Annotated in this window: 15 protein-coding genes; 9 read left to right on the forward strand and 6 right to left on the reverse strand. The window is 65.2% G+C overall.

The features are described from left to right. Window positions 1–23: 23 nt before the first annotated feature. The 6 genes from J2Y63_RS03075 to J2Y63_RS03100 form a co-directional block, all read right to left on the reverse strand. Window positions 24–1,304 carry a type III PLP-dependent enzyme gene (locus J2Y63_RS03075; RefSeq protein WP_435264869.1) on the reverse strand — a complete coding sequence of 427 codons (1,281 nt, stop codon included), beginning with the start codon at window positions 1,302–1,304 and terminating at the stop codon, window positions 24–26. Then, window positions 1,297–2,823: an AMP-binding protein gene (locus J2Y63_RS03080; protein ID WP_435264870.1), complete on the reverse strand. Its 1,527-nt coding sequence runs from the start codon at window positions 2,821–2,823 to the stop codon at window positions 1,297–1,299. The genes J2Y63_RS03075 and J2Y63_RS03080 overlap by 8 nt, the downstream gene beginning before the upstream one ends. Next, complete coding sequence (locus J2Y63_RS03085; RefSeq protein ID WP_435264871.1) at window positions 2,820–3,083, reverse strand: acyl carrier protein; 264 nt, start codon at window positions 3,081–3,083, stop codon at window positions 2,820–2,822. The genes J2Y63_RS03080 and J2Y63_RS03085 overlap by 4 nt, the downstream gene beginning before the upstream one ends. Window positions 3,084–3,114: 31 nt before the next feature. Then, window positions 3,115–3,960 carry a hypothetical protein gene (locus J2Y63_RS03090; protein WP_435264872.1) on the reverse strand — a complete coding sequence of 282 codons (846 nt, stop codon included), beginning with the start codon at window positions 3,958–3,960 and terminating at the stop codon, window positions 3,115–3,117. 143 nt (window positions 3,961–4,103) lie between these two features. Continuing rightward, window positions 4,104–5,909 (reverse strand): serine aminopeptidase domain-containing protein, encoded by a 1,806-nt coding sequence (locus tag J2Y63_RS03095; RefSeq protein ID WP_435264873.1) that lies wholly within the window; start codon window positions 5,907–5,909, stop codon window positions 4,104–4,106. Between the two features lie 133 nt (window positions 5,910–6,042). Next, window positions 6,043–7,296, reverse strand: a complete 1,254-nt coding sequence (locus tag J2Y63_RS03100) for an oligosaccharide flippase family protein (RefSeq protein ID WP_435264874.1) — start codon at window positions 7,294–7,296, stop codon at window positions 6,043–6,045. Window positions 7,297–7,474: 178 nt separating this feature from the next. On the opposite strand from J2Y63_RS03100, the gene J2Y63_RS03105 reads away from it, so the two are divergent. From J2Y63_RS03105 to J2Y63_RS03145, 9 genes are all read left to right on the forward strand, one after another. Continuing rightward, a complete protein-coding gene (locus J2Y63_RS03105) occupies window positions 7,475–8,155 on the forward strand; it encodes a polysaccharide deacetylase family protein (RefSeq protein ID WP_435264875.1) in 681 nt (226 codons plus the stop codon). Between the two features lie 211 nt (window positions 8,156–8,366). Continuing rightward, a complete protein-coding gene (locus tag J2Y63_RS03110) occupies window positions 8,367–9,287 on the forward strand; it encodes a glycosyltransferase (protein ID WP_435264876.1) in 921 nt (306 codons plus the stop codon). Next, on the forward strand, window positions 9,287–10,486 hold the full coding sequence (locus J2Y63_RS03115) for a glycosyltransferase family 4 protein (protein ID WP_435264877.1): 1,200 nt from the start codon (window positions 9,287–9,289) through the stop codon (window positions 10,484–10,486). Before J2Y63_RS03110 ends, J2Y63_RS03115 begins: the two co-directional genes overlap by 1 nt. Beyond that, the gene (locus J2Y63_RS03120) at window positions 10,486–11,805 is read left to right on the forward strand and encodes a hypothetical protein (protein ID WP_435264878.1); all 1,320 of its coding nucleotides are present in this window, start codon (window positions 10,486–10,488) and stop codon (window positions 11,803–11,805) included. The genes J2Y63_RS03115 and J2Y63_RS03120 overlap by 1 nt, the downstream gene beginning before the upstream one ends. 89 nt (window positions 11,806–11,894) lie before the next feature. Beyond that, entirely contained in the window at window positions 11,895–13,202 is a 1,308-nt protein-coding gene (locus tag J2Y63_RS03125) for a nucleotide sugar dehydrogenase (protein ID WP_435264879.1), read from the forward strand. Continuing rightward, window positions 13,183–14,436, forward strand: a complete 1,254-nt coding sequence (locus J2Y63_RS03130; RefSeq protein ID WP_435264880.1) for a glycosyltransferase family 4 protein — start codon at window positions 13,183–13,185, stop codon at window positions 14,434–14,436. Before J2Y63_RS03125 ends, J2Y63_RS03130 begins: the two co-directional genes overlap by 20 nt. Then, window positions 14,433–16,394, forward strand: coding sequence for a heparinase II/III domain-containing protein (locus J2Y63_RS03135; protein ID WP_435264881.1), 1,962 nt, complete (start codon window positions 14,433–14,435; stop codon window positions 16,392–16,394). The genes J2Y63_RS03130 and J2Y63_RS03135 overlap by 4 nt, the downstream gene beginning before the upstream one ends. After that, window positions 16,391–17,653 carry a glycoside hydrolase family 5 protein gene (locus J2Y63_RS03140; RefSeq protein WP_435264882.1) on the forward strand — a complete coding sequence of 421 codons (1,263 nt, stop codon included), beginning with the start codon at window positions 16,391–16,393 and terminating at the stop codon, window positions 17,651–17,653. Before J2Y63_RS03135 ends, J2Y63_RS03140 begins: the two co-directional genes overlap by 4 nt. Window positions 17,654–17,711: 58 nt before the next feature. Continuing rightward, window positions 17,712–19,049, forward strand: coding sequence for an O-antigen ligase family protein (locus J2Y63_RS03145; protein WP_435264883.1), 1,338 nt, complete (start codon window positions 17,712–17,714; stop codon window positions 19,047–19,049). Window positions 19,050–19,101: the final 52 nt, after the last annotated feature.

Consider the following 19,101-nt stretch of genomic DNA (forward strand, 5'->3'; position numbering starts at 1 on the left):
GCGTGACGCCCTCCTTGCGGGTGTTACCGGCCGATTGCCTCGATGCGTCCATTTTCCACAAGGGCTTCGGCCGGATGCGGATGGGAGAGGAAATTGATCGGGCTCGCCGTCAGCCCATAGGCGCCCGATTGCAGCACCGCCACGAGGTCTCCGGCTTTGAGATCCGGCAATCCCGCATCGCGGGCGAGCGTGTCGAGCGGCGTGCAGAGCGGGCCGACGAGCGTGGCCGGCGCGTCGGACGGCGCCGTCATGCGGGCAGGCGCCACGACTGGATAGTTGCGCTTGATGACCTGGCCGAGATTGCCGGAGGCGGCGAGATGGTGGTTCATGCCGCCCTCCATGACGAGGAAGCGCACGCCACGGGACTGCTTGACCGCGTTGATCTCGCTGACATAGAGCCCAGCCTCGCCGACGAGGAACCGGCCGGGCTCGACGATGGCACGCGCCCCGGCGATCAGCGGTTCCGACTTGAGCAGCGCCGTCAGCTCTGGAACCGCGGCGGCCACGGCGTCGAGGTCGAGCGGCTTGTCGCCGGCATAATAGGGAATGCCGAGGCCGCCGCCGAGATCGATCGTCTTCAGCGGCTTGCCGGTGGTGCGTGCCACGCGGGCCGCAAGCGTAATGGCGTGGCGCCACTGGCCGAGCAGCGCTTCCGCATCGAGGATCTGCGTCCCGCCATAGACGTGGATGCCGACGAGCTCGATGTTGTCGGCGGATGCGACTGCGGCGATCGCGGCGTCGAGATCCTCCTCGTCGAAACCGAAGGCCGTCGCCTTGCCGCCCATGCGCATGGCGCCGGCCTGCACGGTCGGGACGGGATTGATGCGGATGGAAGCCTGCACCGGTTTGCCGATCGAACGCAGCCGCTCGATCTCGTCGACGCCCTCGATATGGATTTCGCCGATGCCGCCTTCGATCACGGCTTCCAGCTCCGCGCGGCGCTTACCTGGTCCCGCGAAGAGGATATGTTCCGGCGCCGCACCGGCGGCAATCGCCGCGCGATATTCGCCGAACGAGGCGATCTCGATGCCGGCGCCCTCTTCAAGGAAGAGCCGGATGACCGCCTCGGCCGGATTGGCTTTTGCCGAATAATAGATGGAGGCGAAGCCCGTGAGCGCATCGGCAAGCCGGCGGTAGGCGCGGCGCATCAACTGCCCGTCGTAGAGATAGGCTGGCGAACCGACTTCCGCGACGATCGTACGCACCGGCAGGCCGCCGAGCACGAGGTCGTCGCCCTCGATCTCGAAGAGGCCTTTGGCGAGTTCGTAGCCGTGGTTTGCGGGCTTCTGGACGTTGTCAGCCATTGTCTGTCCGCTCCCTGACGAGCTGTCGATAATCGACCTTGCCATTCGGCGTGATCGGCAGGTTTTCCACCAGTTCGAGGTCGCGCGGCACCATGTAGGCCGCCAGCGTGCCGGCAACCGCCTGCAGGACTGGCGCGACCGCGGTGTCCGGTTCGAGCGCGACGGCGACCGCATGGACCTTCTGTCCGGCAAAATCATCCGGAAGGCCGATGACGGCGACCTGGCGGAACCGGCCGGTGGCCATGATGACCTCTTCGACTTCCGAAGGGCTGATGCGGTAGCCGGAGGATTTGATCATCGCGTCGTTGCGGCCGATGAAGGAGAAGAAGCCGTCCTCGTCCTCGACCGCGAGATCGCCGGAATAGCAGACGATGTCGCCGCCCTGGTCCTTGGTGCGGAAGGGGTTCTGCTTGAGCACGCGCGCGGTGTCTTCCGGGCGGTTCCAGTAGCCGAGCGAGACCGTCGGGCCGCGATGCACGAGGATGCCGGGCTCGCCGGGTTTTGCCCGCGTTCCGTCTTCCTTCACGATGAAGATCTCGCATTCCGGAATGGCCTTGCCGATGGAAGTCGGGCGCCGGTCGAGTTCCTCCGGGGGGAGATAGGTGGAGCGGAAGGCCTCCGTCAGTCCGTACATCAGGAAGACGTTGGTATGCGGCAACATCCGCCGCAGGTTCGCGACCGTCTGCGAAGGCACGGCACCGCCGGAATTGGTGATGTATCGAAGATGCGTCAGCTCGGTCTTCGGCAGCAGCGGCGAGGCCTTGGTCAGGATCGCCCAGATCGTCGGCACGCCGGCAAGTGCGGTGATGCGATGGTCGCGCAGCGCCTTCACGATGTCGTCGCCGAAACGGAAGGTCAGAATGACCGTCAGCGCGCCCTGCTCGACCGATGTCAGGAGCTGGTTCAGGCCATAGTCGAAGCTGAGCGGCAGGACGGACAGGATGCGCTCGGCCGGCGTGATACCGAGATAGGTGCGCACGATGCGGGCGCCGGCGAGAAGGTTGCGGTGCGAAAGCATCACGCCCTTCGGGCGGCCGGTGGAGCCGGAGGTGTAGAGGATCGCTGCAAGGTCCTCGCCGATATTGACATCGCGCGGGCTGCTAGCCGGGTTCGCCTCCGCCATGTCCTCGACGAGGAGGATGCGGGCCTCCGCGACGCCTTGCAGGCATTCGGCGACCATCGGCGCAAGCGTGCGGTTGGTGATCACGACCTTCGCGGCGCAATCGGCGACGATATGGCTGATCTGCTGGCCGCGCAGCAGGGCATTGATCGGCACGAAGACGCCCATTGCCCGGCTGACGGCGAAAATGGCGACGCATTCCTCGATGCCACGCGGCAGGAAGATCGCGGCGCGGTCGCCGCGCTCCAGGCCCGCCTGGGCAAGTGCAGCGGCGAAGCGCTCGACGCGTTCATTCATGCCGCGGTAGTCGAGTTCCCGTTCGCCGTCGATCAGCGCAGGCCTGTCGCTTTGCGCATGCGGCGCGAACAGGTGGTGGAGAAGGACAGGGCTTTTGCTCACATCCGGGTCCGCGAAACGAAGTTGACGAGACTGGCGGGCGTCGCCAGTTCCTGGAAGTCGAAATTGTCGTCTTCCATGGATAGGTTGAAGCGCTCGCCCAGGAACATGATCAGTTCGAGAAAGCCGAGCGAATCGATCGCGCCGTCGAGCAGCGCCGTATCCGGCGCCACCGGGGCGAGCGCCGGGAACCGCTTGTCGAGATAGCCGTAGATTTCGGCCTCGATATCCGGGGTGGAGGCGGCAGTCGCATTGTTCAGCATGGCTTTTCCTCTTCGTGAAGACCGGTCGCGGCTAGACTTTCAGGAGCACGCGTTCGGAGTAGAGTTCGTTGATGCTCCGGTCGTCCCATTCGCCCTTCACCTGGTAGCGAAGCCCGCTCTGCCAGCGATAGGCAAAGGGAACGCGCCGCCCGGCCGGCATCTGCAGGCAGAGCAGCGGTACGCCGTGCCGGATAAGCAGGCGCGCCAGGATCGCCAGGTTGTCGGCAACGAGATCGGCGCTTTCCGCATAGACCACCCGGGCGATCGGAATGCGCTTCTTGCGGATGACGTCGAAGACGACGGGTTGGTAGCGCCCGTTTGCCTCGATCACCGTGACGATGCAGCCCAGCGCATGGTGATTGCGCAGGTCCTGCAGCAGGTTTTCCGAAATGGCGCCTGGCGGCACCGCGTCGAGGGCGACGAGCCTGCCCTGCCTGCGGCCGGCAATTGCTAGCCAGGGGAGGGGAAATAGCAGGAGATCGTAGTCGAAGGTGCGGAAGCCGAGACGGTTGTTCAGCTCGACTGCGGCCTTCGAGGGGGTGAGGTCGGTGTAGATGGCCCCGCTGTCCGCCATGGCGGCCAGCAGCATGCGCGGCGCATACCAGCGGTGGCTTTCCTCGACATACCAGCTCGAAAGGTTGACGATCTTCTGCCCGGTCTCGCCGTCGCGCCGGGCGATGGTCAGGAGGATGCCGATGGGGGTTTCGTCCGCCATGAGGAGGTTGCCGATCGAGCCCGCACCGGTCTCGCTGCCATGGTCGAAAAGCCGCTTCAGACCATGCTGCCAGAAGGCGAGCGAGCGCGACGGAAAGCCCTTCGTGAGAAGTTCCGAGGCGGCGTCCAGTCCATCCTGGCCTATGGCGCGAAGCTTGAGCATATCCAGCGTTGCAATCCCGTTCTTTGGGCCAAGTCTCTAGGCCGGACTCCTTCAGAAAGCCTAAACGGGGGCCTTTGCACGGGGTACGGGAAGCGTCTGATGCCAAACAAGGTAAACAGTTCGCATGTCGCGAGTAGCCTTTGTCAGCGCTCGCGCGAAAGCGAGGTTGCGGCCTGCTCGACAATGTCGAAAAGCTGTTGGCGGCTGACGCGTGGGGTCACGTTGTGGTCGGTATCGGGCAGGATATGCAGCGAAACATTCGGATAGGCTGCAAGCCCCTCCACCTGATTGCCGAAATGCACATAGAGATTGTCGAGCCCTGGATCGTCGACGCTGTAGACGAGGCATGTCCGGCCCGGCCGCTGCGAAAGCGCGCGGAAATCGGCATGCACGGCGCGTTCGAGGCGCTCGGTCGCCAGAAGCGGCCCGAGCAATGGCGCAAGCCGCTTGGACAGGCGCTGGGTAACGCGCTGGCCGATATTGCGCGCGGCGGCGCTCATGTCGATGTCGCCGGAAAAGAGCCGGCGGATCGTGTCGAGCTTCAGCGCCTTCTGGGAGTAGTCGGCAAGCGCACGGGGCGCGCTGTTGACGACTTCCGCGCTTGGTGGCTTCAGCCAACGGAAGGCATAGGGGTTGACGACGATGCAGCCCGCCCAGCGCTCGTCCGCGGCGGCGGCACGGAAGGCGACATAGGCCCCGCTGCACCGTCCGAAGAGCAGCGCTGGGCCGCTCCTGCCGATACCGTCGAGGAACGACCGGACCGCGGCCATGTCGTCGATCTGCGTCTCGTCGTAGAGAACCTCTTCGCGGCGGCCGGGCACCGGCGGGCTGTCGCCGACGCCGGCGCTGTCGAAACGAAACGACGCGACGCCCTTTGCCGCAAGCTGCCGGGCGAGATCGACGCCGGAGCGCGCCCAGCCGCCCTGATGGTCGTAACCGGTGGTGAGCAGCACGACCGTGGCCTCGCTGCCACCCGTTGCGGGTTCGGTCAGCGTGCCGATGAGCCCTTCGCCGGGGCCGAAGCGCAGCGCGGTTTCGCGCACGTCACCGGCGGTGACGACGGCTGGGCCGGATGGGGGCGCTGGCGGATTTATCTCCGTCTGATATGGGGCAAGCCCCTTCAGCCAATCGGGCAGGGCTTCGAGGAAGTCGGCCGGGATTTCCTGGCCGAGCGGGTTGGAGACCAGCTTGTCATAGCCGCGAAAGACGAAATCGCGCATCGTCGTCGCGCCGTCCGCCAGACGGTCGCGCAACTGACGGTCCGATGTGTTGTCCGGCCTTGCGGCGAAGAAGACGTGTTCGGCGCGACTGTCGGCGAAGGCGTCGGGGGTCAGGGTCGCGAGCGTCGTGACGATGCCCTGCGGCATCGACAGGCCCGCAATCGTGCCGGGCGCGGTGTCGCGCATATGCGGCGCAACGCCCACGCCTTCATCGACAACAGCCGACCAGACGGAGAGTTCCCGCAGATAACGCCGTCCGGAGACGACGGGCGCGAGAAGGGCGAGACCTGCCAGGTTTTCGACGCGGTCACTTGCTTTCAATGCGATCGCCGCGCCGAGGCCGAAGCCGAGCAGGACCACATTGGCGGCGCCGGAGAAGTTGCGCAGGGCATCTGCCCCCGCAAGCGCGGCATCGGTCCAGCTTGCAATGTCGATGACGGCGTCGGGCGCATCGAGCGCATTAGCGGTGCCGGGATAGTCGAGACGCAGGCTGGCGATGCCGATATCGGCGAGCGTTTCGGCGGTGATGCGGACGAACTTGCGGGTGCAGAGTTCGTCGATACCCCAAGGCGCGAGGAAGAGGACCGCGAGATCGCGTGCAGGCATGGTGTCGGAGACGGGCTTGAAGAGGCCTATGATGCCGGAAAAGGCCACGGGATAGGCGGCCTCATGGGCTTTTGCCCCGATTTCCGCAGCAATGATCGCGCCGTTCTTGGCGTCTCCCGACATGTCGTGTTCCGTCCCCAGTCCGCCCTAGCGCCGCGTAAAAGGCGCTGTCATATTTTGAATGCGGCGGCCAATTTTGCAGGCGCGCAGCCGTTCCGTTCTGCCCGGCAAAGTTTAAGATCGCGTGTAATGCGCCCTAGACGGTCTTGTCGCGCGCCAGGAACAGCCAGGTCGCGCCGACGAGCGAAATCTGCACGATGAGGCGGGCGAGGCCAGCGCCGAGCAGGCCACCGAGCACCGCACCGGCCCAGATCGCCGGCACCATGACGAGCGCGGTGATAATGAGGAGCGTGATGCGCAGCTTCTGCTTGCCGACCGCCCGCAGAATATCGGCGCCGATGCCCGAAAGGCCCATGAGCAGCGGATAGAGCGCCAGGAGCTGGATGATCTCCGGCGTGCCGTCGAAATCGTGGCCGATGAGATACGGAATATAGTCGGCGACGAAATAGAGGAAGATCGCGATCGGAACCGAGATCAGCAGCGAGAAGGGCACGAGCTTCAGGCCGAAGCGCACGCTTTCTGCGGTGCTGGCGGACGCGTTGCGGAAGTGGCGCGTGTAGGTCGCGTAAAGGAGCGCGCGGATCGGTGCGGAGGCTGCATCGACGATCTTGAAGCCGGCCGCATACTGGCCGGCGATGTCGGGGCCGAGCGTCTGGGCGACGGCCGGTTTGTCGACATCGGCGACGCTGCCGATCGCGACGAATTCCAGGCAATATTGCAGGCCGAGCGAAATGTCCCCGCGGATCACGGCCGGCGACGGCATGCCGCAGACCACGGCGACCAGCACGACGGAGATGAGCGCGCCGAGCGCGGAGGCGGCGAGATACCACCAGGCCCAATGGTCGAGCGTCAAATCCTTTTGCAGCACCACCGCCGCGACCAGGAAGAGCGCGCGCAGCACTGCCATGCCGACATTGACGAGCATCTGCAGCTTCGCCCGGTCGAAGGCCATGAAGGCGCTGGCGCAGACGGCGACGAGGCGCCCGAAGACGAGATGGGCCGCGACGAAGGCAAGCAGAGAGGACAGCGCGATATGGGCGCTCACGAGATAGTGACTGACCGCGATGGCGAAGATCGCGACGACCGGCATGGTGAGCGCAGACATCGCGACGCTGTGGCCGAGGTAACGCGGGAAGTTTCCGGGGTCGACGGCGACGCGCTGGATCATCACGTGGTCGCTGCCAAGGCCGATCAGCAGCACGCCGATGCCGTTGATGGCCGCCAGCGTGACGAAGACGCCATAGTCGGACGGCCCGAGATAGCGGGACAGCAGCATGAAGTAGCCGAACTGGATGACCAGCTGCATGCCGAAATTGAAAGTGTAGACGATGGTATTCCGGGCTAAGAGCGAACCGCGAACTTTGTCGGCAAGCGCCACGATCCGTTTCATGCAACCACCATGCGCTCAGCCCCCGCGGTGCCCGATACGGCCGAGCCGCCCGATCACGGCGCTAGGTCTAGAACAATGGTGGATCGCGCGCAATGGTGGCAGAGCGAAGGGGGTAAACCGTTTCTTGAGCTTTGCGGCGTAGAGGAGGGACGGTCGCCCCATCGCCGCCGGAGACGCCATGCTGGCCAATACCTTGTACCTTACCTTTCACGGCATCGGCGCGCCCATCGTGCCGCCGGCCGAGGGGGAGCTTCGCTATTTCGTGACCGCCGACGTCTTCCGCCGGACGATCGCCGGGCTCGGCGAACTGGAGGCGAAGACGGGGGTTGAGGCGCATGTCACCTTCGACGACGGCAATATCTCCGACTATGAGGTCGCGCTTCCGACGCTCGTGGAGCACGGCCGGCGCGGCATCTTCTTCGTGCTCGCGGGCCGTATCGGGCAACAGGGTTATCTCTCCGCCGCGCAGATCCGCGAGATCGCCGCCGCCGGCATGACGATCGGCAGCCACGGCCATGACCATGTCGACTGGCGCCGCCTTGATGCGGCAGGACGCCGGCGCGAACTGGCCGATGCCCGTAAGACGATCGAGGACGCGCTCGGCGCGCCGGTCGCCTATGCCTCCATCCCCTTCGGCGGTTTCGACCAGGCGGTGCTGCGGCAGCTGAAGGCGGAGCGCTACGACCGCGTCTTCACCAGTTCGACGGGGCTCACCTATCGTGACGTGTGGTTCTGCCCGCGCCGCTCGTTGACCGAAACCTTCGATCCCGCGACCGGACTTATGCCGCTTGCAAGTGCTGAGCAGAAGGCCCGCGGCCTCGCTTACCGGATCGCGCGCCGGTTGCGCTATCGCTGGTAACCGCCTTCCTTCGCATTCGATCCTTTCCGTTTTACGGGCATTAACCAGGCCGCGACGAATCCTGCGCCGAAACAGGACCGGAAGGCGGAAATTAACGCCATGTTAGACACGACACGCCAACAAGTTGGGCACACGGCGAGCGCGATCATCGGTTGCGACGATGCCGGGAACGACGGCCGCAACCGGTGGGCCGAGAAGAGGGACAGGGCGCTTGACCTTGATTTCGGTAGTCATGTGCACCTTCGACAGGGAGGTGATGGCAAGGCGGACGATCGCGTCGGTCTATGCCCAGCGTCTGCCGGGCGGCCTCTCCCTGGAACTGATCGTCGTCGACAACACCCCGGACGGCAATGCGCGCGGCTGGGTCGAAGGCCTTTCGGGTCTCGAGCCGCGCCCGCGCTACGTCCATGAAATTCGCGCCGGGATTTCCCATGCCAGAAACGCTGGCGTTGCTGCCGCAAGCGGCGAGTTTCTTGCCTTTATCGACGACGACGAGACTGCCGAGCCGGACTGGCTGGAAAACCTCCACCGTGCGCTCCTGATCCACAGCGCCGACATGGGCACCGGCCCCGTCCTGCCGGTCTTCGAGGACAAGCCGGCACTCGGCTGGGATCCGACACCCTTCTTCTTCGGCAAGCGCGAGGCGATGGCGACCGGCGGGCAATTGCAGGCTGCACGCACGGGCAACATCATGTTCCGCGTCGCCACCTGCTTCGATGGCACACCGCCCTTCGATCCGCGGCTCGGCCGCTCGGGCGGCGAGGATACGGATTTCACGCACGGCCTCTATCGCAAGGGGCGCAAGATCATCTGGGTGGCGGATGCCGTCGTGCACGAATTCTGGCCGCAGGCGAAAGCCTCGCTGCCGGCGTTCCTGCGCCGCAAGCTCGTGACCGCGCGCAACACGACCCATGTGCGCATCACGCGCGACCCGCGGCCGATGCCGGCTTTCCTGGCGATCGTGCCCAAGGCGCTTGCCCAGCTCGTCATCTTCTCGCCGCTCGCGGCGGTGAGTTATCCGTTCAGCCGGCAGTTCTACGCGCGCTGCGCCATGCAGGTCATGTCAGCGCTCGGCAAGCTGACCTTCTGGCAGCGCGCTGGCTATTACGGCCGCAGCGGGAGGCAGGCGTGATGCTGCAGAAACCCGCAAAACCCTACAAGGTCGCGATCTTCCACCAGGGCTGCGTTCCCGTCTATCGCCGCGGCTTCTACGTGCGGCTCTCGGAGACCTCGAAGAACGACTATGTCGTCTTCCACGGCAAGCCGCCGTCCAACACTTCGCTGCAAGTGGCGCAACCGCCGTTTCCCTTCGCCAATGTCGAGGTCGGCACGGTCGAGCTGCGGCTGAAGAAAGCGCTGCTGATCTGGCAGCGGGCGGTGTCGCGCTTTGCTTCCGGCCGGTTCGATGGAGTCGTGATCGGCCATGAATTCAAGTTCCTGTCGAGCTTCGCCATCCTGGCGCTCGCCAAGCTGCGACGGCGCCCGGTTTTCTGGTGGGGTTTCGGCTATCGCAAGGCCTATGGCTCCTGGGATGATGGCGGCAAGCCACCGCTGAAGGACCGCGTTGCGCTCTGGGCCGCCGACCGGCTGGCCCGGTGGGGCGATGGTTACCTCGCCTATACGGAAAAGGGCCGCGACCATCTCCTGTCGATCGGCGTGCCTGCCGACCGCATCCAGGTGGTGCGCAACACGATCGACGTCGAAGAGCAGATCGCGCTCGCCGAGGCGGTCGCAGGCAGCGATGACGCCGATATCCGCGCCGAATTCGGGCTCAGGCCGAATGCCGACGTGCTGCTTTATGTCGGTCGCTTGGTGCCGCGCAAGGAGGTGGATAGCCTCGTACGTTTCGCCGTCGCCAACTGCGACGTGGACGGCCGGCCGGTGGACGTGCTGGTGATCGGCGACGGCGAGGAGCGCGCAAAGCTCGAAGCGCTGGCCGGTGACGCACCCAACATCCGCTTCGCCGGCGCCATCGACCCTTCGGATATCCGCATCGCCAAGGCGATGAAGCTTTCCCGCGCGGTGGTCATTCCGGGTTATCTCGGCCTCGCCATCAACCACGCCTTCGCGCATGGCCGGCCGATCGTCACCCGCAAGCACGAGTTCCACAGCCCAGAGATCGAATATCTGACGGAGGGCGAGGACAGCCTGCTGATCCCGGGCGACGAGGCGGCGTTTCACCAGGGGCTGAAGACCTTCCTTGCCTCGCCGCAGGAACAGGCGCGCCTTGCGGCAAACGCCATGGACCAGCGGGAAACCTTGAGAATGGACTACATGGTCAGGGCCTATGACGATTTCATAAGCCGTGTCGTGTCCAAGGCGGACGCTTGATGAACGCGATCGCCCGGCTCAAAATGGCTTCGCTAGGGGATGCGCTCGTGCGCCGCTTCCCGCCGCTCTATCTCGCCTATCGGCGCGAGCTTGCCGCCTTCGACGCGAGCGACGCCTCCAGCCGCCTGGCGCTTCAGCAGCGCCTCGTCGATCGCACGCTCGCGGCCGCCGCCAGCCTGCCCGGCTACAGCGCCAACAAGGGCAAGCCGTTCGATGCCTATCCGCTCCTGACCAAGGAGATGCTGCGCGCGACACCCGACGACTATCGCTCGCCATCCGGCCTGTTGACGGCGACCGCCGCCACCAGTGGCTCGTCCGGCATCCCGCTCGCCATCAAGCGCAGCTTCGCCTCCGTCGTCTTCGAGCAGGCGGCGATCGATCATGTAGTGGCGCTTGCTGGCGGCGATTTCCGGAGCGACCGCATCGCCGTGCTGCGCGGCGAGGCCATCAAGGACCCGTCCGACCGCACGCCACCCTATTGGCGCGTCGAGCGCGGCGGGCGGATCATGAATTTCTCCGTCGCGCATCTGAATGCCGAGACGGCGGAAACCTTCTTCACCGCGCTCAAGGATTTTGCGCCGGGCGTCATCTGGGCCTATCCCTCCGCACTCGACATGCTCGCCGCCTGCATGGAGCAGAAGGGCTGGCGGCTCGACGTGCCGGTCGTGCTGACCTCCTCCGAGGTGCTGACGGACGAATTGCGCGCGCGCGCCGGACAGCTCTTCGGCGCCTGCGTCGCGGATTATTACGGCCAGGCCGAGCGGGTCTCCTTCGCCTATGCGCTGAAGGCCTCCACCTACCGGTTCATGCCGGCCTATGGGCGGGTGGAACTGCAACCCGTCGGCAACGAGGGCGACGGGCGCTTCCGCATCATCTCGACGAACCTGCGCAACGCCGCGCAACCGCTGGTCCGCTACGACACCGGCGACATCGCGATTGCTCGGGCTGCGCTGGATGCGCAGGGTGCGGCCGAAGTGGCCCTCGGCATAAAACCCTTCGCCCGCATCGAGGGCCGCGAAAGCGAGTACCTGATCGCGCCGGACGGCAGCCGCCTGATCGGCATGAACCACATCCCCCGCTCCATCGACGGCCTTTTGCAGATGCAGCTTCGGCAGACGGACCCTGACCGCGTGCTGGTCCTCGCCGTCGCCGAACGATCTGAAGACGAGACGCTGAAGGCGGCGATCGCGGCGAAGGTTGCCCAGCGGTTGCCCCAGACGATGCGGGTCGAAATCCGTTTCTGCGAGGCAATTGCGCGGGACAAGAGCGGGAAAATGCCGCTCGTCGTGCGCGAGCCCGGCCTTTGTGCGCCGGGATAAGGGTATCCGTAATGTTTTGCCGCTACTGACGCGCTTTCAGCAGCGACTTTCGTCATCACGCCGGGATCGGCAATATTGCAGAGGTTCGCATGAAGATTTCGCTATTTGGCCTGGGTTATGTCGGCGCGGTGACCGCCGCCTGCCTGTCGCGCGACGGGCATGAGGTCATCGGCGTCGACAATCAGCAGCTCAAGGTCGACATCATCAACAGCGGCAATTCGCCGGTCGTCGAAGAGGGCGTCGGCGAACTGATCCGCGCCGGCATCGAGAACGGCCGTTTGCGCGCCACGACCAATGTCGAAGAAGCGGTCAACGCCACCGACATGTCGCTGATCTGCGTCGGCACGCCGAGCCGCAAGAATGGCTCGCTCGACACCGACATCGTGCTGCGCGTCTGCCAGGAGATCGGTGCTGCCGTCGCGCGCAAGAAGCGCCCGCACACCGTCGTCATACGCTCGACCGTGCTGCCGGGCACCATGCGCAACCTCATCATCCCGACACTGCGCGAACATGCCGGTCCAGAGGCGCAGCTCTCCATCGGCAACAATCCGGAATTCCTGCGCGAGGCGAGCGCCGTCTACGACTACGACAACCCGCCGAAGATCGTCGCCGGTGGCGAAGACGAGGCTGTGGCTGCGCAGATCGCGTCGATCTACGACGGCATCGAGGCGCCGCGGTTCCTCACCTCCGTCGATGTCGCCGAGCTCGTCAAATATGCCGACAATGCCTGGCATGCCGTAAAGGTCGCGTTCGGCAACGAGATCGGCAATATCGGCAAGGCCGTTGGCGTCGACAGCCACGAGGTCATGAAGATCTTCTGCAAGGACGAGAAGCTCAACATCTCGCCGCGCTACCTGATGCCGGGCTTCGCCTTCGGCGGTTCCTGCCTGCCGAAGGATGTGCGCGCGCTCTCCTACAAGGGCCGCGAGCTCGACCTGGAGCTGCCGCTGCTCAACAGCCTGCTGCGCTCGAACGAGGAGCAGGTCGCCCGCGCCTTCGACGAGATCATGGCTTACGGCAAGCGCAAGATCTCCATCTTCGGCATCAGCTTCAAATCGGGCACGGACGACCTGCGCGAAAGCCCGCTGGTGACGCTGGTGGAGCGCTTGCTCGGCAAGGGCATGGACATCCTGATCTATGACCGTTTCGTCAATTTCGCCCGGCTCTACGGTGCCAACCGCGATCATATCCTCAACGTCATCCCGCATATCTCGTCGATCCTCGTCGACGATTTCGAGCGGGTGGCGGCGCATGGCGACGTGCTGATCGTCGGCAATTCCGATCCGGAATTCGAAAAACTCCCCGCACAGATGCGGCAGGACCAGAGGCTCTATGACCTCGTGCGCCTGAAGAATGTGGATGAGCTGGAGGAACGCTATGAAGGTGTTAACTGGTAAGGAGGTCGAGGCGGCCGTCGACCGGCCGTTCGACCGGCGTGTGCTCATCATCGTGGAAAACCTGCCCGTGCCCTTCGACCGCCGCGTGTGGTCGGAGGCGACGACGCTTCGCGCCGCCGGCTACACGGTCTCGGTCATCTGCCCGACGGGCAAAGGCTTCGAGGCGCTCTACGAGGAGCGCGAGGGCATCCACATCTATCGCCACCCGCTGCCGATCGATGCGCGCGGCGCACTCGGCTACCTTCGGGAATATTCCGCCGCTCTCTTCCACGAGGCGCGGCTCGCCTTCAAGATCCGCCGCCGGCATGGGTTCCACGTCATCCACGGCTGCAACCCGCCGGACCTGATCTTCCTCGTCGCCTGGCTCTTCCGGCCGTTCGGCATCAAGTTCCTGTTCGACCATCACGACATCTGCCCGGAACTGTTCGAGGCGAAGTTCGGCAAGCGCGGCATGCTCTACCATGTGACGCGCTTCTTCGAGCGGCTGACATTCCGCTCGGCCACAGTCTCCATCGCCACCAACGAATCCTACCGCGACATCGCCATCAAGCGCGGCGGCATGGCGCCCGACGACGTTTTCGTGGTGCGCTCGGGGCCAAAGATCGAGAAGTTGCAGATCCGCCCGCCGAAGGAGGAGCTGAAGAGGGGCTTTGCCCATCTCGTCGGCTATGTCGGCGTCATCGGCCAGCAGGAGGGCATGGACCTGCTCGTCGAGGCGGTCGATCACATCGTCAACACGCTTCACCGCACCGACATCCATTTCGGCATCGTCGGCGGCGGGCCGGAACTCGCGACCATCGTCGAGGACGTGGAGAAGCGCGGTCTCTCGCGCTACTTCACCTTCACGGGACGCGCGCCCGACGACGTGATGCTCGACATGCTGAACACGGCGGATGTCTGCATCAATCCCGACCGCGTCACGCCGATGAACGACCTGTCCACGATGAACAAGATCCTCGAATACATGACGCTGAAAAAGCCGATCGTGCAGTTCGAGACACGCGAGGGCAAGGTGTCGGCGGGCGAATCCTCGCTCTATGCCAAGCGCAACGACGTGAAGGATTTCGGCGAGAAGATCGTGGCGCTGATCGACGATCCGGAGCGGCGCCAGGCCATGGGCGAACTCGGGCGCAAGCGCATCCTCGCCTCGTTCTCGTGGGAGCATTCGGCGCCCGTGCTGCTGGCCGCCTATGAACGCCTCTTCGAGAAAGTCGGCGCGAAGGCCGGCCGATGAGCTCTGGCGGCCTTTCGAACCGGCTTTCCTGGTATGCGCGGCGCCTCTCCGCCATGTCGACGGCCGAGGTCGTGCACCGGGTCGGCGAACTGGCGAAGAAGCGCTCGGCCCGCCTTGCGCAGCCGGGCTGGGCGCGGTTCGATCAGGGCGACGGACCACTTCCGCTCTTTCCGGCCGCCATCGATGTTGCCTCGGCGGATGCCGATCTCCTGGCGCGCTGGGAGCGTGTCGCGGACGCCGCAATGGCCCGGCGGCATCGTTTCCTCGGCGTGGATTGGCCGCCTGCGGGGAACGCTTCGCTCTGGCATTTCGATCCGGTGTCGCAGCGTGAATGGCCGCGGGATCGCTATTGTTTCGACATCAACTACCGGCATAGCGACGTCTATGGCGATGTGAAATATGTCTGGGAAATCAACCGCCTGCAATATCTGCAGCCGATCGCGGCGCTGGCTGCACGGACGGGTCGGGCGGATCTAAAGTCTTTCGTGACGGCCGAGATCGCCGGCTGGATTGCCGACAATCCACCCTTCCACGGCATCAACTGGCCGTCCGGCATCGAACTTTCGGTGCGCGCCGTCAGCGTGCTGGTCGCGACGCGGCTGCTCGGTGCCGACGCCTTTTCGGCGGCTGAAACCCGCGCCATCCGCGCCTTCCTGGCTGCGACCGGCGACTGGCTCAGCCGCTATCCGTCTCGCTTCTCCTCGGCCAACAACCACCTGATCGCGGAGGCCGTTGGCCTCTATGTCATCGCCACGGCCTGCCCGGAGCTGCCGGCGGCATCGCGCTGGCGCGCCTATGCGCGCCGCGTGCTGGTGGAAGAAGTCGATCGCCAGTTCCACGCCGATGGCATCGGCGCCGAACAATCGCCGACCTACACCGCCTTCACGCTCGAACTCTATGTGACGGCCGTGCGCATGGCGCAGGCGGTCGGCGATCCGTTGCCGCAGGCGGTGCTGGACAAGCTTGCCATCGTCGGCGAGGCGCTTTCCTGGTTCATGGACGAAACCGGTGCGGTGCCGCGCATTGGCGATGACGACGAAGGCCGCGTGATCGTCAGCGATCCCGAGGCCGACCGGTTCTACGTCGCCTCCGTGCTCTCGGCCACAGCCGCAGTCTGCGACAGGCCGGACATCGCCCCGCCGGTGGCACCGCCGCATCTGCGCGACCTCGTCTTCGGCCGCCGCCTTGCGCCCATCAAGGGGGAGGGCGTGCACACCTTTGCCGAGGGCGGCTACACGGTCCTGCGAGACCGGGTGCACGACCGCCAACTCGTGCTGGCCATGGACCACGGGCCGCTCGGCTTCCTGTCGATCGCCGCGCATGGCCATGCCGACACGCTCGCCGTCTGGCTCACCTATGGCGGCAGGGCGCTGCTCGCGGATGCCGGCACCTATCTCTACCACGCCGGCGGAGCCTGGCGGGATGCGTTCCGCGGCACGCCGCTGCACAACACGCTGTCGATCGGTGGCGAAAGCTCCAGCCTCGTCTCCGGCGCCTTCAACTGGAAGGCCAAGGCGGAGATCCATGGGCTGGCGGTGAATGACCGCCTCGACGCCTTCTCCTGCGAGGCCGCGCATGACGGCTACAAGGCCCGTTTCGGCGTGGAGCACGTCCGCGCGATGCGGCGCGTCTCGCCGGATACGTTCCGCATCGAGGACAGGCTGGAGGGCGCGGCCGCGCCGGTCGGCGATGTCGCGATTTCGTTCCTGTCCGGCGAGGGGATCGACATCCGCGCCACGGACCGGACTGGCACCTTCGATTTTGTTTTCGAAGGCACGGCGCTGCTGAGGCTCACCGGGCCGGAAGGCTGGGCGGGATCGGTCGTGAGCGGACAGGAGGCGGAGCAACTCGGCTGGCGTTCGCCCTGCTTCGGTGTGAAGACGCCGTCCGACCAACTGGTGTTCCGCGGATCGGCGGCGCCCGGCACGACGATGCGCACGGATTTGAGGCTACTGTGAGAGCCTTTCGCCCGCTCGTCTTGCTCGTCATCATGCTTCTTGGTGCGGCAGGCACGGCAATGGCGGCCGACTTGCCGAGCTTCCGGCGCGGTATCAATCTTGCCCGTCTACACAGCCTGCCGGCGGAGGATCCCACGACCGCGGGAGCCTTCCTCTGGCCGCCATTCCAGGGCCCGCTCGCCCGCATCAAGAATGCCGAGCTTCGGCGCCTGCGCGCCGTCGGCTTCGATTTCATCCGCCTGCCAGTCGCCCCGGCGCCCTTTCTCTCGGTAACGGAAGCCAAGCGGCGCGTGCTCACCGATGCGCTTCTCGACACGGTGCGGCGCTTGCAAAAGGCCGGCTTCGGCGTGCTCGTCGATGCGCATCCCAACCATTCCGACCCGAACTGGTCGGCGCCTAAAATCCTGGCCGATGCCAAGGGCGCACCGTTCCGCGATTATGCCGAATGGCTGAAGCAGCTCGCCGGCCACCTGCGTAAGCTGCCGGCGGATAAGACGGCTCTCGGCGTGATGAACGAGCCGCAGCAGGAATGCCAGCTGAAGACCGCGAACGACTGGATCAACATGCAGCCGCTGCTCTATGCGGCCGTTCGCGAGACCGCGCCGGATCTCGCTCTGGTCCTGACGACGGGATGTTATTCCTCCCCCGAAGCGCTGCCCCAGTTGGACATGACCCCCTTCGACGCCAATACGCTCATCGACGTGCACTATTACCGGCCCTATCCCTTCACGCATCAGGGCCTTCCTTTTGCCAACGAGCCGCTGCGATACATGTCCGGCATCGCCTATCCCGGCCCCGGCGCCGACAGGATCCTGACGCTGGCCCGCACCATGCAGCTGATCGCGGAGCGTCGACGCGCCGGGGACAATGTGCCGGACGACGCGCTCGACCAGGCGAAGGCAACGATGGCGAATTACTACGATGATCCGCCGATCGTGGACGACGGCTATGTCGCGGGTCATTTCGCGGCCATGCGGAAATGGGTCGAGGCTGAAAAGATCGCGCCGTCGCGGTTGATCATCGGCGAATTCGGCGTTGCCCGCCAGCCGGAAGACTTTCCCGAAATTCCGGGCCGCTATCGCTGGCTGAGCGACGTGCGCAAGGCGGCGGAAGACAACGGCTTCGGCTGGGCTTTGTGGGATTACAATGCCGGCGACGGTTATCCCGGTTTCGGGTTGGTTTTTGACAATGAATCACGCAAGATCGATGCCGACGCGATAGAGGCGCTCGGTCTGGACCGGAGCGCGCTGCGCGACTAGGGAAAATCCAGCGTCTTTGCGTCTGGAGAGGCATCTCCCGCACGGCGCGAGGACCAGGTTGAGCGATACGGTAAACAACGGTGTGGCCGTGAGGCAGGAGCAGCGGCAGGTCCGCGCTTCTGACGGCCTGCTCGGCTGGGTTCCAGCGATTGCGATCGGCTATGCGACCATCCTCACGCCGCTTCTCGTGTTCCGCACGACGCCGGCAGTCGAGGACCCGGCGATTGCTGCGGCTGCGTCGGGCTCCAATCTCCTCAACCAGGTCTTCTGGCTCTTCCTGCTCATTTCGACCGCGTTCGCCTTCCGCCATCGGCTTGCGCGGTTCGAGGAGGCGCTGAAGCAGCCGGTCGTCGTGCTCGTCGGGCTCTATATGCTGCTCGCCTTCGCCAGCGTCGTCTGGTCGCCGGCGCCGTCCATCGCCTTCCGCCGCGCGACGCTGCAATTCATCGTGATCGCGACGGTCGTGCTGCCGGCCTTCCTCGTGGACGACCCCAGGGCCCAGATCGACCGCCTCATGGCGGTTTTCTTCGTGACAATCGCCATCAACCTCATCGCAGTGCTGCTGCTGCCGGCGGGCCGGCTCGGCCATCAGGGCATCTATACCCACAAGAACGAACTCGGCCTCGTCGTCGCCTACGGCTTCGTCTTCTGCCTCTATGGCGTCTGGAGGCTAAGCGGTCTCGGCCGGCTCATCGCACTCGCCCTTGCCGCCGCGGCCCTGCTGGAACTCGTCGTCAGCAAGTCGAAAACCTCGCTCGGCCTTGCGCTGCTCATCCCGCTGATCGCGCTTGCGGTGGTGGCGGTTAGCCGGTTTCTGCGCATCAATGCGCTCTATCCGCTGTTCTTCGGCCTGCTCGCCTGCCTGTTCGGCGGGCTTTTCGTCGCAAACCTGGTCGATTTCAGCTTCGCCGACTTCTCCATGCTGCTCTTCGACGACACGACCTTCACGGGGCGTACGATCATCTGGGATTTTCTCGGCGACGTGATCAGCCGCAGGCCGATCCTCGGCCAGGGATACGGCTCGTTCTGGGATATCGGCCTCGGCTCGATCGTGCTCACCGAAGCCCCGGGCTTTGTCGCCACGCTGTTGCAGGGGCATAATGGCTATGTCGACGTCACGGTGGAGCTCGGCTTGGCAGGCCTTTGCTTGCTGCTGTTCTTCCTCGCCTGCGTTCTCCTGAGTGTAGGGCGTGCGCCGAACGATGGGCGCACCGGCATGGCGGAAGCCTGGCTCTTCATGTCCGTCGTCATCGTGACGCTCTGCCACAACATGCTGGAGAGCAGCTGGTTCCGCGGCTATTCCGTGGTGTGGTTGCTCTTTCTGCTGGTGGGCGCGTGGGCACAGACGGGACGGCGCAAGGCGAGGAGAAACCGCGCCCTGGGGCACAGAAATTGAAACTCCGTTAACCATAACGATTTACACCGTGGGAGGGGATTCGTGCGCGCCG

Origin of the sequence: Shinella sp. BE166, from assembly GCF_051201095.1 — a bacterium.
GTDB classification, from domain to species: Bacteria; Pseudomonadota; Alphaproteobacteria; order Rhizobiales; family Rhizobiaceae; genus Shinella; species Shinella lacus.

Coding starts and splice junctions, on each gene's coding strand:
- J2Y63_RS03075 (WP_435264869.1), bottom strand. CDS start 1,304: ATGGCTGACAACGTCCAGAAGCCCGCAAACCACGGCTACGAACTCGCC.
- J2Y63_RS03085 (WP_435264871.1), bottom strand. CDS start 3,083: ATGCTGAACAATGCGACTGCCGCCTCCACCCCGGATATCGAGGCCGAA.
- J2Y63_RS03090 (WP_435264872.1), bottom strand. CDS start 3,960: ATGCTCAAGCTTCGCGCCATAGGCCAGGATGGACTGGACGCCGCCTCG.
- J2Y63_RS03095 (WP_435264873.1), bottom strand. CDS start 5,909: ATGTCGGGAGACGCCAAGAACGGCGCGATCATTGCTGCGGAAATCGGG.
- J2Y63_RS03100 (WP_435264874.1), bottom strand. CDS start 7,296: ATGAAACGGATCGTGGCGCTTGCCGACAAAGTTCGCGGTTCGCTCTTA.
- J2Y63_RS03105 (WP_435264875.1), top strand. CDS start 7,475: ATGCTGGCCAATACCTTGTACCTTACCTTTCACGGCATCGGCGCGCCC.
- J2Y63_RS03115 (WP_435264877.1), top strand. CDS start 9,287: ATGCTGCAGAAACCCGCAAAACCCTACAAGGTCGCGATCTTCCACCAG.
- J2Y63_RS03120 (WP_435264878.1), top strand. CDS start 10,486: ATGAACGCGATCGCCCGGCTCAAAATGGCTTCGCTAGGGGATGCGCTC.
- J2Y63_RS03125 (WP_435264879.1), top strand. CDS start 11,895: ATGAAGATTTCGCTATTTGGCCTGGGTTATGTCGGCGCGGTGACCGCC.
- J2Y63_RS03130 (WP_435264880.1), top strand. CDS start 13,183: ATGAAGGTGTTAACTGGTAAGGAGGTCGAGGCGGCCGTCGACCGGCCG.
- J2Y63_RS03135 (WP_435264881.1), top strand. CDS start 14,433: ATGAGCTCTGGCGGCCTTTCGAACCGGCTTTCCTGGTATGCGCGGCGC.